Origin of the sequence: Flavonifractor sp. An92, assembly GCF_002159175.1 — a bacterium.
Lineage (GTDB): Bacteria > Bacillota > Clostridia > Oscillospirales > Oscillospiraceae > Pseudoflavonifractor_A.
This window is the reverse complement of record NZ_NFGZ01000034.1, coordinates 20,098-34,052: the sequence shown is the minus strand read 5'-3', so window position 1 is coordinate 34,052 and position 13,955 is coordinate 20,098. Positions and strand designations below refer to the sequence as shown.

Annotated in this window: 13 protein-coding genes, 1 tRNA gene and 1 rRNA gene; 10 read left to right on the top strand and 5 right to left on the bottom strand. The window is 62.8% G+C overall.

The genetic code is table 11. The features are described from left to right. Positions 1-34: 34 nt before the first annotated feature. The 3 genes from B5G43_RS15355 to B5G43_RS15345 all read left to right on the top strand — a co-directional run bounded on the left by B5G43_RS15355 (position 35) and on the right by B5G43_RS15345 (position 1,989). Positions 35-109, top strand: a tRNA-Glu gene (locus B5G43_RS15355). A gap of 98 nt (positions 110-207) precedes the next feature. After that, positions 208-323: ribosomal RNA gene (rrf, locus tag B5G43_RS15350) — 5S ribosomal RNA — on the top strand. A gap of 136 nt (positions 324-459) precedes the next feature. Next, complete coding sequence (locus B5G43_RS15345; protein WP_087377423.1) at positions 460-1,989, top strand: BRCT domain-containing protein; 1,530 nt, start codon at positions 460-462, stop codon at positions 1,987-1,989. Between the two features lie 103 nt (positions 1,990-2,092). Here B5G43_RS15345 and B5G43_RS15340 read toward each other — a convergent pair whose 3' ends face one another. After that, positions 2,093-2,737 carry a DUF1643 domain-containing protein gene (locus B5G43_RS15340; protein WP_087262900.1) on the bottom strand — a complete coding sequence of 215 codons (645 nt, stop codon included), beginning with the start codon at positions 2,735-2,737 and terminating at the stop codon, positions 2,093-2,095. A 63-nt stretch (positions 2,738-2,800) separates the two neighbouring features. Here B5G43_RS15340 and sfsA point away from each other — a divergent pair, with 63 nt between their 5' ends. The 6 genes from sfsA to B5G43_RS15310 all read left to right on the top strand — a co-directional run bounded on the left by sfsA (position 2,801) and on the right by B5G43_RS15310 (position 9,954). After that, positions 2,801-3,484 carry a DNA/RNA nuclease SfsA gene (gene sfsA, locus B5G43_RS15335; RefSeq protein ID WP_087262898.1) on the top strand — a complete coding sequence of 228 codons (684 nt, stop codon included), beginning with the start codon at positions 2,801-2,803 and terminating at the stop codon, positions 3,482-3,484. 118 nt (positions 3,485-3,602) lie between these two features. Further along, on the top strand, positions 3,603-3,920 hold the full coding sequence (locus B5G43_RS15330; RefSeq protein ID WP_087262897.1) for a helix-turn-helix transcriptional regulator: 318 nt from the start codon (positions 3,603-3,605) through the stop codon (positions 3,918-3,920). 3 nt (positions 3,921-3,923) lie between these two features. Then, positions 3,924-5,114, top strand: a complete 1,191-nt coding sequence (locus tag B5G43_RS15325; RefSeq protein ID WP_087262895.1) for a DUF2812 domain-containing protein — start codon at positions 3,924-3,926, stop codon at positions 5,112-5,114. A gap of 1 nt (position 5,115) precedes the next feature. After that, a complete protein-coding gene (locus B5G43_RS15320) occupies positions 5,116-6,267 on the top strand; it encodes a DUF2812 domain-containing protein (RefSeq protein WP_087262893.1) in 1,152 nt (383 codons plus the stop codon). A 13-nt stretch (positions 6,268-6,280) separates the two neighbouring features. Beyond that, complete coding sequence (locus B5G43_RS15315) at positions 6,281-7,285, top strand: asparaginase (RefSeq protein WP_087262891.1); 1,005 nt, start codon at positions 6,281-6,283, stop codon at positions 7,283-7,285. Positions 7,286-7,899: 614 nt separating this feature from the next. Next, on the top strand, positions 7,900-9,954 hold the full coding sequence (locus tag B5G43_RS15310; protein ID WP_158097447.1) for a 5'-nucleotidase C-terminal domain-containing protein: 2,055 nt from the start codon (positions 7,900-7,902) through the stop codon (positions 9,952-9,954). Between the two features lie 129 nt (positions 9,955-10,083). Here the strand turns inward: B5G43_RS15310 and spoVAE are convergent, their stop codons facing one another. From spoVAE to B5G43_RS15290, 4 genes are read right to left on the bottom strand one after another with little or no spacing between them, the layout of a single operon-like run. Continuing rightward, positions 10,084-10,452 carry a stage V sporulation protein AE gene (gene spoVAE, locus B5G43_RS15305; RefSeq protein ID WP_087262888.1) on the bottom strand — a complete coding sequence of 123 codons (369 nt, stop codon included), beginning with the start codon at positions 10,450-10,452 and terminating at the stop codon, positions 10,084-10,086. Position 10,453: 1 nt separating this feature from the next. Then, positions 10,454-11,482, bottom strand: coding sequence for a stage V sporulation protein AD (gene spoVAD, locus B5G43_RS15300; RefSeq protein WP_087262886.1), 1,029 nt, complete (start codon positions 11,480-11,482; stop codon positions 10,454-10,456). Between the two features lie 57 nt (positions 11,483-11,539). Further along, entirely contained in the window at positions 11,540-12,751 is a 1,212-nt protein-coding gene (locus B5G43_RS15295) for a sporulation protein YqfD (protein ID WP_087262884.1), read from the bottom strand. An 18-nt stretch (positions 12,752-12,769) separates the two neighbouring features. Further along, on the bottom strand, positions 12,770-13,045 hold the full coding sequence (locus B5G43_RS15290) for a YabP/YqfC family sporulation protein (protein WP_087262882.1): 276 nt from the start codon (positions 13,043-13,045) through the stop codon (positions 12,770-12,772). 105 nt (positions 13,046-13,150) lie between these two features. On the opposite strand from B5G43_RS15290, the gene B5G43_RS15285 reads away from it, so the two are divergent. Beyond that, positions 13,151-13,930 carry a peptidoglycan recognition family protein gene (locus B5G43_RS15285; protein ID WP_087262881.1) on the top strand — a complete coding sequence of 260 codons (780 nt, stop codon included), beginning with the start codon at positions 13,151-13,153 and terminating at the stop codon, positions 13,928-13,930. Positions 13,931-13,955 lie beyond the last annotated feature (25 nt).

The window sequence follows — 13,955 nt, the reverse complement described above, 5'->3', positions numbered from 1 at the left end:
GTCCCGGGTTCGAATCCCTGAAGGCGCACCAAATGGCCCGTTGGTCAAGTGGTTAAGACAGCGGCCTCTCACGCCGTTAACATCGGTTCGAATCCGGTACGGGTCACCACTTTTTAATTGAATAGGACTTATCGTTGAAAAGAACGGTAAGGAAAAGAAAGTTGATGAAAGTTTCTTTTGCTTACTTTTCTTTTCAAAGAAAAGTAAGTCGGTGTTGATTGCGGTGAGGGTCCACCCGTTCCCATCCCGAACACGGAAGTTAAGCTCACCTGCGCCGAAGATACTTGTCTGGAGACGGACCGGGAAAATAGGTAATGCCGACACGAAGCGGACAGAGAAATCTGTCCGCTTTTGTTTTGTCCGGATACTATGCAGCGCGCATACTTGAAACACAGACCAATCTGGGATATAGTGAAAGCAGCAAAGCTGTTTCCACACGATTACAAGGAGGTCTGACCTGTGAGTGTTGAGTATGAGATGCAGTATACCGCAGCCATTATGGGCAGCCGGGAGGAATTTGCGCGCATCCCGGAGGTCATGAAGAAAATCGCAGTAAAACTGATTGGCTCCTATTCTGAACAGGAAGATGAGGACGTTGATCTCGACGACGACGAGGATTATGACGACGAAGCCCTGGACGAGGAGGATGAAGAGGATCTGAGTTTCAGAGCTGGACAGCTCTCCAGCCTTGCCCGGGAGAGCCTGGAGACGGACCGGGAGCGGCCCTTTTTCGTTGTGTCGGCCGCGGAGGCCAGATGTGACTATCCGGCGTTAAAAGTCTGCCTGGATGAACTGGACCAGGCCATACCGGAGCTGAATATCGCGCTCTATGCCATCTATGTGGACATCGAATACGGCGAAGGCTGTATTGGAAATATCCTCTACTCTCCGGCCGGGAGCAGCAACCTGAGACTGGACAAGTTCTCTGGCCTGGATGAACGGATGGACCCGCTCCCGGACGAGGACTGGATCCCCTATGGCTGGCGTCACCCGAAGGAAAAGCCCCCCGCCGCCAAGGCTGAGGGCACGATCACCCTGCTGGGCGACTGGGGCGAGGCGGAGCGCGCCACGGTGGAACAGGCCCTGCTGGACCCGGACTTTTTGGCGGCTATGGCGGCCACGCCCATGCCCGGTGAAGAGTGCAGCGGCATCCTGCAGACAGAGGAGGGGTATCGGTTCCTCCTGGGCGGCAAGCGGGACTTCGGCGATCTGGTACAGGGCCTGAATACGGTATTGGCCCCCTATTTTGCCGCCCACAGGGCCTCCTACTCCGAGCTCTGCCGGACCATGCGGGAAAAGAAACTGCTCCTCCATCTCGATCTGGATGAGTACAGCGGCCCGAACCTGGCCTGGAGCTATGGTGACCACTCCGCCTGGCATTTTCTCATCTCCAGCGATGGTCTGAACCTTCTGGCTCAGTTTACCTGGTGCGGAACCTACTCGTTTGACTTTGGCTCCTCTGAGGGTGGGGCTGACCTTCTGGCCTCCTTCCTTTACAGTGCGTTGACCGAAGAGGAGTTAGAGGAATTGGACGAGCCGGTCCAGTCCCTGATGAGTCAGGCTCTGGCGGAGTATCTGGAGGAACACAACCCTCTGGGTGAAGAGTTGGAGTCTATCACCGAAGAGAACTTTGATGTCGATCATTTTGCGATGGACTATGCGCAGCAGCATGGGGACGAGCTGAAGGCGCTGATCCGGCAGGTGGAGGAATCGGTGGTGGTGCGTCCGCCCGTGCGGCGCTTCGTGCCGGAGACCTTCGATAGCCGTTTCAAGGGTAAGAAATTCGTGGTCAAGGGCGAGCTGGAGGGCTATACCGTGGAGGAGGTCCAGGAGCTAGTTCAGAAGTTCGGCGGAAAAGTGGGCAAAAATGTCACCGCCACCGTAAACTATCTGGTCTACGGCAGCGGTGTGGGTGATTCTTTCCGCACGGCTCTCAAGCACCATGTGACCTTCCTGTCGGCGGACTATTTTGAGGATATGACCCGTTAAATTTGGGGTGTCGATGGAAGCTTTCTTTGCCTGCGTTTTTCCCCAAGAACATGGTCCATTGGACGCATCGACTATCAGTTTTATGGATGGAAGCTTTCTTTGCCTACTTTCTTTCTCGAAAGAAAGTAGGGGAGAAAGAAAGTAGGTAAGCAGAAACGTCGAAGGGCTCCAGAAGGCTGTCCTTGCGGAGATAGAGCGGATGGTGGGGGTGGCCCTTCTTGGAACGCTTGCCGGCGGTGAACCACTGGGCGTGGTGCTCCTCGCCCAGGGCGATCATGTCCCGGACACAGTCGGGCAGATAGGGCCGCTTCTCGATGATGGTCCCCCAGGCCGCCCAGATAGCGGGCCGCTGCTGCCGGTCCAGGGAGAGGATGTACCGGAAGGCCTCCATATTCTCCCGGTGCAGGATGGGATTGCAGATCTCCTCCATGTCGTCCGGGTCGGTGGCCCGCTGGGCGTACACATTGAACATAATAAAGCTGTCAAAGCCATTGTGGAGGGCCACACGCTCCACCGATTTCAGGGTGTTGTCCAGGTCGCCCGGCGCGGCGGTGGAGGGATTGATGCCCACGCAGATGAGGGGATGCTCCCCGCGGGTGCCCAGGATGTACCGGTAGTCCTGGTAGGTGTTGGGCACATAGAGCCACTGGGACACGTCATAGTCCGGGCTGGGCCGGAGCGCCTGGTCCAGGGCGTCCGAAAACGAAAGCAGCTCCAGCGCGCTGGTGCTGCCGGATGGAATGTGCATGGAGGGACCTCCTTGATTTCGGGTTTCTTCGTCGAATAATAGGATACAGGAGGGAACCCGAAGTTGCAATACCAACAGGTCAGAAAAGGGCATTTTCTCGCCCGGCCCAACCGCTTTATCGCCCAGGTGGAGCTGGACGGCCGGACCGAGACCGTCCATGTCAAAAACACCGGCCGCTGCCGGGAACTGCTGGTGCCCGGCGCCACGGTCTACGTGGAGGGGAGCGACAACCCCAAGCGCAAGACGAAATACGACCTCATCGCGGTGGAGAAGGGGAGCCTGCTCATCAACATGGACGCCCAGGCACCCAACCATCTCTTTGCCGAGTGGGCCAGGGCCGGAAAGTTCCGCGAAAACCTCACCTTGCTGCGCCCGGAGACAACGTGGGGGAATTCCCGCTTTGATTTCTACTGGGAGGATTCACTTGGAACGCGCGGCTTTGTGGAGGTGAAGGGGGTCACCCTGGAGGAGGAGGGCCTCGCTCTTTTCCCGGACGCCCCCACAGAGCGGGGCGTGAAGCACCTGCGGGAGCTCATCGCCTGCCGCGCGGCGGGCTATGAGGCGGCGGTGTGCTTCGTGGTGCAGATGGCGGGGATGAAGGGCTTTTCCCCCAACGAGCGCACCCACCCGGCCTTCGGGGCGGCCCTGCGAGAAGCCCGGGACGCCGGGGTGGAGATCCTGGTGGAGGGGTGCACCGTGACCCCGGAGCAGGTGGAGATCTCCCACACAGTTCCGCTTTTTCTATAATATCGGAAAAACAGCGTACCATTTGGTGCGCTGTTTTTTGCTCTTGACATATATCGAATATTGATATACTATGAGGGCGAGGAGATATATCAATATTCGATATACCGGAGGTGAGGACATGGCCCGCAAAAAACTGGATACACTCACGGAGCAGATGTTCTATGTCCTCCTCTCCCTGCGGCAGGAGCGCCACGGCTACGGCATCATGCAGGATATCGCCCAGCTCACCGACGGGCGGGTGAACGTGGGGGCGGGCACCTTGTACGCCCTGCTGGAGCGGTTCGAGAAGGACGGCCTCATCGCCCACACCCGGGTGGAGGAGAAACGGAAATACTACCAGATCACCGAAGAGGGGGACCGGGTCCTTCAAACGGAATACGAGCGCATCCGCCGGCAGGCGGCGGATATGGAGCGGGTGCTGCGAAAGGAGCGATGAGATATGAAGTGGAAGATACGGCTCTTTCCCTACGAAAATATGGACTACAAGGCCGCCGAGGCGTGGCTGAACCGGCAGGCCGCCAAGGGCTGGGCTCTGGAGCGGGTGTGGCTGTCCACCATCGCCCTGTTCTCCAGCACGGACCGTGAGGACCTGCGCTACTGCATCGACCTCCACGGCAAGTGGGAGCCCACCCAGGAGGACGGCTATTTCCAGCTCTGCTCCCAGGCCGGGTGGGACTATGTGGCCCAGGTGCGGAGCATGTCGGTCTTTGCCTCCCGGGCGGTGGCCAATCCGGTGCCCTTGCAGACCGACCGGAACATGGAGGATAAGCTCTACTGGAGGCGGGCCATCCGCCCGGCCATTTTCGGGAGCCTGCTGTGGCTGCTGGTGCTGCTGGCCATCGCGGCGGCGGTGTGGCTGATGGGGTTTCGCTATCGGGAGTACCTGGCCGCGCTGACGCCCCTGCTGTGCAGCACCTCCTTTCTCTGCTGGATCTTAGGTACGGTGTTCTGCTTCCTGGGCCTGCTGTGGGCCATTCCCGCCGGGATCTTGCACTGGCGGCGCTGGAAGAAGGCGGTGGAGGAGGATATGCCGGTGCCCGCCTCCCATCCCGTTTCCGCACGACTCCTGGGCCATGTGCAGCGCCTGGGTGGCCTGATGGTGCGGCTCTACCTGCTCTTCTGCGTGGTGGAGTCTTTCGCCTCCCTGGTGGTGGGGTACAGCGGCTTTGATATCGCCGAGCGCCGTCCGGAGTACCGCGAGCATCCCCTGGTGATGGCTGAGGACGTGGGCCTGGACGACACAAAGGTGGGCTATCTGTCCGACGATCCGGTCTTTTCTCCTCTGGTCCAGGGCGAGAAATACATGGAAGAGGTGGAGACCGAGAACGGCGTGGATGTGGTCTGGTGCGAGCGGTATACCTGTCTGACTGAGTGGTACGCAAAGGTGGTGACCCACGGTTTGCTGGGGGATACCGCACGGATCAATTACAGGGGCTGCGGTATTATGAACTTCCGGCCGGCACGTCTGGGGACCGACGGGGGCTGGAGCGCCCGGGAGGGCTCCTTCCTCCTCCTGCGGGAGGGGCGAACAGTGGCCCTGGTGGGGGTGCAGTGCCTGGGGGGCGACAGCCCCGACCTCACGGAACCGGAACAGCTGCAAACCATTCTGGAGCGACTGGAGATGAGCTGACATGAAAAAACGCTATGCGCTCACCTATTTTCTGGACGCCGACTACAAGGCCATGGAGGACTGGCTGAACCGGAAAGCGGACCGGGGCTGGGAGCTGGAGCGGCTCCGGCTGGGGCTGCTGGCGGTGTTCGTGCCCCGGATCCACCCGGAAGTGACCTACGCGGTGGATCTGGCTCCGATCCGGCGGGATGAGGAGGAAGAGGAGGCTTACCGGCAGCTCTGTGCCGACGCGGGCTGGGAGCTGGTGGGGAAGGCGGGGGCCAAGCGGGTCTACCGCTCGGTCCCGGGGCGGGACACCATCCCCCTCCAGACCGACCTGGACCTGGAGGAGAAGCAGTTCCGCGCCTGCATTACCCGTCCGGAGCTCAGCGGGGCCATGCGCACGACCCTGCTTGTGGTGTTCCTGACCTGGCTGAGTGTTTGGTCCAACTCCGGCGCGATCTACTGGTTCGAGCTGGCCCTTGAACCGATGGTCCTGGCCGTGCTGGCACTGATTGCGCTGGAGCTCCTGTGGCATCTGTCCATGGTGTTCTATGCCTGGCGATATAGCCGGAGGATCTGCCGGGCCGAGGAGCGGGGAGAACCCTTCCCACGCCCACGGCTGGGACGAGCGCGGCTGAGGGGATATGTGGAGCTGACGGGCCTTGTGATGATCGTTTGCCTGGCGGTCCTGTATGTGCCCTTTTCCTTTTCCGACTCCACCCGGTTCCGGGCACCGGTGGACCAGGCGGAGGAGCTGGGGGTGATCACCGCCGCCGACCTGGGATACCGGAACGCCTCGGACGATACCCTGTGGCTAGAAGGCGGAGACATTCTGAAGTCCGCGAGCCTCATCCAGAGCACCGGACCCAGCGGGGTCCTCTACTCGGAGCGATTCGACAGCCGCTGGCCCTGGCTGGCCCGGCAGGTGTTCCGGGAGCTGCGGGACCAGGAGAGCCGGGACAGCACCCGCAAGATCTTCTGCGGCAACGGCGAGAGCACCGCCCTGCCCGTGTCCGTGTCCGGCGCGGAGGAGGCGGTCCTTCTCCAGTGCGAGCGGGGCCAGTATCTCATCCTGCGGCAGGGGAACACCGTGCTGCGGCTCATGGGCAATTTGGACTTTACAGAGGAAGCGGTTCTTGCTACCATAGAAGAAAACATGCAGAAGAGCTGAGGAGTGGAGGACCATGGGAAAACATATCCTGCTGCTGGCGACCGGAGGCACCATCGCCTCCCAGCCCACCGAGGAGGGGCTGGCCCCCGGGCTGGACGGGGCGGCGCTGGCGGCTATGATCGGCGGCCATGTGCTGGAGCAGTACGACGTGACGGTGAAGGACATCCTGCGGATGGACAGCTCCAACATCCAGCCGGAGGAGTGGCAGGTCATCGCCCGCCATGTTTTTGATTCCAGAGAGGATTATGACGGCATCGTGATAACCCACGGTACTGACACCATGGCCTATACCGCCGCCATTTTGTCCTTCATGGTGCGGGGTATCGCCATTCCGGTGGTGCTCACCGGGTCCCAGCTGCCCATCGAGCACCCCTTGTCCGATGGCCAGGAGAACCTGCGTCTGGCCCTGGCCATGGCGGCCAGCGGGGTGGGGGGCGTCTTCGTGGCCTTCAACCGGAAGGTGATCCTGGGTACCCGGGCGGTCAAGACCCGCACCACCGGCTTCGACACCTTTGAGAGCGTCAACTGGCCCTATGTGGCCCAGGTGTCGGGCAGCGGCCTCAATCTGGCCTACAACGCCCTCCCCGGCCGCAGCGAGGAGCCCTGTGTGCTGCGGGACGCCCTGTCCCCCCGGGTGTTCCTGATGAAGCTCACCCCCGGCGTGGACCCGGAGATCTTCGACATGCTGCTCAACATGCACTACCGGGGCATCGTTATCGAGGCCTTCGGCGCGGGCGGGCTCCACTTCGTTCGGCGGGATCTGGTGGCCAAGCTCCAGAAGGCGGCGGAGGCCGGTGTGTCGGTGGTGGTGTGCAGCCAGTGCCTCTACGAGCCCAGCGACTTTGCGGTCTACGAGGTGGGCCGCCGGGCTCTGGAGCAGGGCGTCATCCAGGGCCGGGATATGACCACCGAGGCGGCGGTGACCAAGCTCATGTGGGCCCTGGGGCAGACCGAGGACCCGGCGGAGGTGCGCTGGTATTTCCAGCGCTGTCTGGCTGGGGAAGTGACCCGGGAATAAAGAACGCGCGGCAGTCCGAACGGACTGCCGCGCATTTTCTTTTAAGCAGAGCAGAGGATCACGAATACCGATCCGGCGTTGTGGACCAGAAACGAGAGATTTGTTTCGTTTTCGGAAAGAAACCGATTGAGGCGGCTTACAAGAGTATGATATAATAAAGCAACTCAACCCCAGATGGGGAATGGAAACGGACCTGAATCGACCCGATGAGAGGAGGTATCCTGTCGAAAGCAAGACCGACCGCTGCGATTGGAATGAGAGCCCGAGTATGATACCAGGAGGATCATCACACAAAGGTCCCTGCAAACATCAAGCCAGCGCCTGCAATGCACATACAAGCTGCGGTGTGTGGACTTTTTCAGAAGATCCGTGCAGCTTTACAGAGACTTTACCCATCGATGCTTGTGCTTCCCTCTGCGATTTGGTATAAGAGGAATCGTGTGTCATTTGCACGCCATGCTGGTGATTTTGCTGAGACCGGCTGAAAAAGAAAGGGAGATTTATCATGCGTTTATTCCGTGCTCGTATCCTACCGCTGACACTGGCTCTGGCAGTGACGGCTCCTCTGGCGGCACCGGCTGCTGCCGCGGAGCTGTCGGATGTGTCGGGGCTTTATGCGGAAAGCATCCCAGACCCTTGCACAGCGCGGCATCATCCAAGGCGATGGTACCGGCTACTATCATCCCGAAGAGCCTCTTACCCGCGCTGCCGCGGCGTCCCTGCTCTATGAGGCATTCTGCCTGGTCCCGGTCTTTTCCATGGAAGCCCCTGCCGTGACCAATGAGGATGGCTCGCAGAGCGAGCCCGTGAGCAAGGAGTTCTACTCGACCGCGACCACCGTCGCGACCCTGGACGCAGTGCTGATCCCCGCCGCGCCGGATGCCGTGGGTACCTGGGCTGAGACGATCGCCAACACGGTTCTGGAGGCCCGCCTGATGGAGCCGATCGACGGTGCGTTTCAGGGCGACTTGACGATGAGCCGCAGCCAGTTTGCCCTGGCTGTGATGAAGGCCGTATACGGCGCAGACAAGGAGATCGACTTTTTGGCCCAGGGACAGGAGGACGGCCTGCTGCCCGAGGAGCTGACCCTGGACGACACGGTGATCACGCGCGGTGAGGCGGCGCTGGTGCTGGATACGGCCACCAAGGACCTGACCATCATCACCACCATGTCCACCTCGGACATTCACGGCCATATGACCCCCTACACGCCCTCCGGTTCCGCGATCGAGGTGGGCGGCTCCGCCCGGGCGGCCTGGCTGTTCCAGGAGGCCGAGCGGTGCAACCCCAACACCCTCATTCTGGACGGCGGTGATTCCCCGTACAACACTGACCTGGCCAATATCTCGCTGGGCAAGTCCAGCGTGGATGTGATGAACGCCCAGGGCTATGACGCCACCGTGCTGGGCAATCATGACTTTGACTATGCCTTTGACAACCTGCTCTCCCTGGCGGACCGGGCCGAGTATGCGATGCTCTCTGCCAATACCTACTGGAAGGACGGCACCTACCCCGAGCAGTTTGAGCCCTACATCATCAAGGAAGTGGACGGGCTGAAGGTCGCCATTGTGGGTCTGACGGATGACGGCAGCAAGGCCACGACTCACTTCTCCAACACGCAGGACATTGAGTTCCACGACCAGTGGGAAGTGGGGCAGGAGGTCGTGGCCCAGGCCGACGCCGAGGCTGACGTTGTGATCCTGCTGGCTCACCTCCACGGAGCGAACAACGACGTGCCGACCAAGATCGACGGCATCGACATGGAGATCGGTGGCGGCAACGACACCTTTGGCCGTCCTCTGAACATTGAGGATACGGTGGTGGTCAATCCCGGCGGTGTGGGCACCTGTGTCAACCAGACCAACCTGAACGTGAAGGACGGCGAAGTGCTGGGATACACCTTCAATCAGATCATCCTCTCCTCGGATGTCCCCGAGGTGGAGGCCGTGAATGACATCATTGAGGACTATCAGGCCGAGCTGGATGCCCAGATGGATGAAGTGATCGGCCAGTGTGCTTCGGACATCGCCTGGTCCAGCCCCCTGGTGCGGACGCAGGAGAGCCCCCTTGGCAATCTGGCTGCCGACGCGCTGCGGGACTACTGTGACGCGGACATCGCGATCCAGAACGGCGGCGGTATCCGGGCCGGTCTGACGGCCGGCGATGTGACGGTGGGCGACATCTTTGCCATGCTGCCGTTTGACAACAAGGTCACCCTCGTGGAGGTCACCGGACAGACCGTGTGGGACGCGCTGGAGAACGGCGTCAGCGGTTACCCGGAGACTTATGGCCAGTTCCCCCAGGTTTCGGGCATCAAGTACACCTTTGACGGCTCCAAGCCTGCCGGTGAGCGTATCGTTTCGGTCACGCTGGCCGACGGCACCCCGCTGGATATGGACGGCTGGTACACCCTGGCCTGCAACGACTTTATGTGCGGCGGCGGCGATGGGTACACGATGTTCAACGTGCTGAATCCGGAGAACAGCGACGGCCATAACGGAGAGACTGCGGTTCAGGAGCTGCCCGGCTGTAAGCTGGTCTACCGCACCAATGACTACTACCGCACCGTGGTGAGCGAGTACATCAAGGAGCAGGGGAGCATCGCGCCAGTGCTGGAGGGCCGGATCACCATTCTCAATCCCCAGAGCAGCGACAATGCGCTGAATTGACGCCTTTGAAGCAGTCTAACAATTAATGAACAAAATGGCAGGGAGCCGAATGAAATTCGGCTCCCTGCCATTTTATTGGTCTTGCAGCTCAGATAAAAGGACTGGAGTTTCACTGGTACAAGGGAACGGTCAGGGCTTGGGGCGGGGCTTTGCGATCAGGGCAGCGACCAGGCCGAACACCACCGCGGCGGTGACCCCGGCGGAGGAGGCGGTGAGCCCGCCGGTGAGGACCCCGAAGAGCCCCTTCTCCGCTACGGCCTCCTTGACCCCCTGGGCCAGCAGATACCCGAAGCCCACCAGAGGCACCGTGGCCCCCGCTCCGGCGAAGTCCACGGCGTACTGGTAGATGCCAAGGCCCCCCAGCACCACCCCGGAGACCACATAGGTCACCAGGATGCGGGCGGGGGTAAGGCCGGTCTTGTCGATGAGAAGCTGGCCGATGAGGCACAGACCGCCCCCGAAGAGAAAGGCTTTCACATAGGGAAGTACGGCTTCCATTCTAATCCTCCTTTGTGGCGGCCGGGGCCTCCAGGGCCACGGCATGGCAGATGCCGGGGATGGTCTCCCCCTGCTGGGTGGAGGTGGGGGAGAGGAGGGCCCCGGTGCCGCAGAAGAGGATGCGCTTCCACCGGCCCTCCATCATGCCGGGGAGGAAGAGGGCGGAGAGCACCGCCGCCGAGCAGCCGCACCCGGAGCCGCCGCAGTGGACGTCCTGCTGCTCCATGTCGTAGATGAGGAGCCCGCAGTCGGTGAGATTGGGGAGCTCCACCCCATCCCGGTGGAAGAAGTCGGCCACGATCTCCTTGCCCAGCTCCCCCAGGTCGCCGGTGGCGATGAGGTCGTAGTCCGAGGGCTTCCGGCCGGTCTCGCTGAAGTGGGCCCGGATGGTGTCGTAGGCGGCGGGGGCCATGGCGGCTCCCATGTTGGCGGGGTCCCGGATGCCCTTGTCCACGATCTTCCCGGTGGTCACATGGGTGACCCGGGGGCCGGTCCCCTGGGCGTCCAGAATGACCGCCCCCGAGCCGGTCACCGTCCACTGGGCGGTGGGGGTGCGCTGGCCGCCGTACTCCAGGGGAGTGCGGTACTGCCGCTCGGCAGAGCAGAAGTGGGAGGAGGTGAGGGCGGCGGCGTACCGCCCGAATCCCCCGTCCAGCAGGAGGGCAGCCAGGGACAGAGACTCCGCCATGGTGGAGCAGGCCCCGTACAGCCCGAAAAAGGGCACCTCCCGGCCCCGCAGGGCGAAAGTGGAGCTGATGCACTGATTCAAAAGGTCCCCGGCCAGCACATAGTCCAGCGCCGACCCGGCCAGTCCCGCCCGGTCCAGGGCGGTAGAGAGGGCCAGGCGCTGCATGGCGCTCTCGGCCTTCTCCCAGCTGCTCTCGCCGAAGGTGTCGTCCTCACTGGTGGCGGAGAAGAGGGCGCCCAGGGGCCCCTTCCGCTCCTTCTGCCCGGCCACGGCCGCCCAGCCGATGAGGGCCGGCGGGCGCTCCAGAGCCACCGTCTGGCGGCCCAGGCGCTTTTGGTTCATAGGGATTCGCCTCCCGAACAAGTGGGATGCACCCAGTGTGCCCGGGGTGTGGAAAACTTATGTACCGTCGCCGCTTTTCGGCACAAAAAGTCCGATTTCTTCCACGCATTCCGCCTTCAATGTGACGGTGAGGAGGCCGTTTTGCACCACGGCGGTGCAGCTCATGTCGTGGATCTCTCCCTCGCCCACCTGTTCCCGGAGGGATTCCTCCAGCTGCGCCCGGAGGAGATCCTCCGCCGCGCCCAGGTCCACTGGCTGGGAGATGGTCTCATAGCCCTGAAGGACCTCCATGCCCAGCACCACCGGCAGGGCCAGCCCGTCGGGGAGCTTCGGGCTCCAGAGCCGGGCGGATTTCTCCAGCCCGGTGCCCTGGGCGCTCCCCCAGGAAAAGAGGTCGGATCGGCGGCCCATCCACTCAATGAAAAAATGCCGCTCCGGGTCGCCGGTCTCCTGCTTCACGGCGGCCTCCAGGGGGATGGCCGCCTCCAGGGTGCGCCAGGTCCGGGCCTCGATCTTCCCCTGGGCCCGCACCTGCTGCCAGCCCACGTCGCCCCCGTCGCCGTAGACCGGCCCCTCCAGCCGCACATCCCCCCGGATCAGCACATCCCCCTTGGCCACCGGGTCGCCCACTTTCCGGTCGCTCTCGCCGGAGAGGACCTCCAGCCTGGTGATGACCCCGTCCCGCTGGGCGACCACGTCCCCCAGCTCGTCCTCGTCCACCACCTCGGGGGGCTGCACCCGCTCCCGCACCAGCACCTCGGTGCGCACCCCCGAGCGGTTGATGGCGATCCAGCTCAGCTCCTCCAGCTCCAGCAGGACCTCCTGCTCCACATTGTCCACGTCGATGGTGGGGCTGAAGGTGCCCGGATGGACCCCCAGCCGCCGGAGAGTGGCCAAAATCTGGGCGGTGGGGACCCGGTCATTGCCCTGGACGTCCACCACCAACACGAAGTGGGAGAGGAAGAGCACCGCCAGCACCGACAGGGTGAGGCCCACCCACAGGCTGTACCGCCGCCGGAACCGGGCGAGAAAGGCGGGGACTCCGGCGCGCTCCACCTCGGTGAGGACGCACCCGGCCCGGTCGGCCAGCTCCTCCAGCCCCCGCCTCTCGTGCCGGGGGACCTGGATGCGCACCGCGCCGCTCTCCAGCCAGGTCACCCCCCAGAATACCACCCCCCGCTGGGCGCAGAGGTTGAGAAACCGCTCGGGGAAGGGCCCGGAGGCCTCCACCTCCACGCTCCCCCGCAGAAAATTGACCGCCCGCCGCATGGCCTGCCCTCCTTTTTGTCATTCCAGCTCCAGCGCCTGGATCTGCCCAGTGATGAGCAGCTCGTCGGCGTTCATAGAGCGCAGCTCCAGCCCCTCGCCCCGCACCTTGACGATGAGCTTTCCGCCGGAGATGTGGATGGCCTGACTGCCGTAGGCCAGGATGCCCCGGTGGTGGGACATGCGCACCTCCCGGTCGCCTACCACTTCGATGCGGGGCAGCCCCGCCACCAGGTCGCCGGGCAGGTCGAAGGTCTCCGCCGTCTGTTCCAGGATGTCCCGTTTCCGCTTTCCCATGGTTCGCCCTCCTGTTCCCGATACTATATGCGCGGCCTGGCCCGCTCTTGCCTGTCCGCACCGATCGGGGCGGGGGCGCATAGGATGCTGCCGGGAGGGAAGCCCATGGAGATCACGGAACACATTCTGACCAACAACGACTGCTACAAGGCGGGCAAGACCATTGTGCCCAAGGGCATCATGGTCCACTCCACCGGCGTGGCCCAGCCCGACGTGGAGGTCATGCTCCGCGCCTGGGACCGCCCGGGGGTGGAGGCCTGTGCCCACGCTTTTGTCCATGCCGACGGCGTCACCGAGACCCTGCCCTGGAACTGGAAGGGCTGGCACGCCGGGAAACCGGCGGATGGGAAGGTGTCGGCCAACAACACCCACATCTCCTTTGAGATCCTGGAGCCCGCCGGGCACACCTACCAGGGCGGGACCATGATCGGCTATGACGCCAGGAAAAACGCGGCCTATTTTGCCGCAGTCTACCGCAATGCGGTGGAGCTGTGTGCCCTGCTGTGCCAGCGCTACAAGCTCAACCCCATGACCGACATCGTGGACCACAGCGAGGGCCACCGCCTGGGGATCGCCAGCAACCACGCAGACGTCGCTCACTGGTTCTACCGCCACGGCAAGAGCATGGACACCCTGCGCGCCGATGTGAAGGCGCGCCTGGAAGGAGGAGAAGAGATGACGCAGGAGCAATTCAACGTGCTGTTCGCCGCCGCTCAGGCCAGCCGCGAGGCGGCCACGGCGGTGCAGAAGGCCAGCACCTGGGCCGCCGACGCCTGGAAGAAGGCCGAGGCGGCGGGGGTCCTGGACGGCAAGAGCCCCCAGGCTCCCCTGACCCGGGAGCAGGCTGCCCTCATTCTGGAGCGGCTGGGGCTGCTGGGTAAGTAAAAAAACGTGAGGCGCGCCGCATATC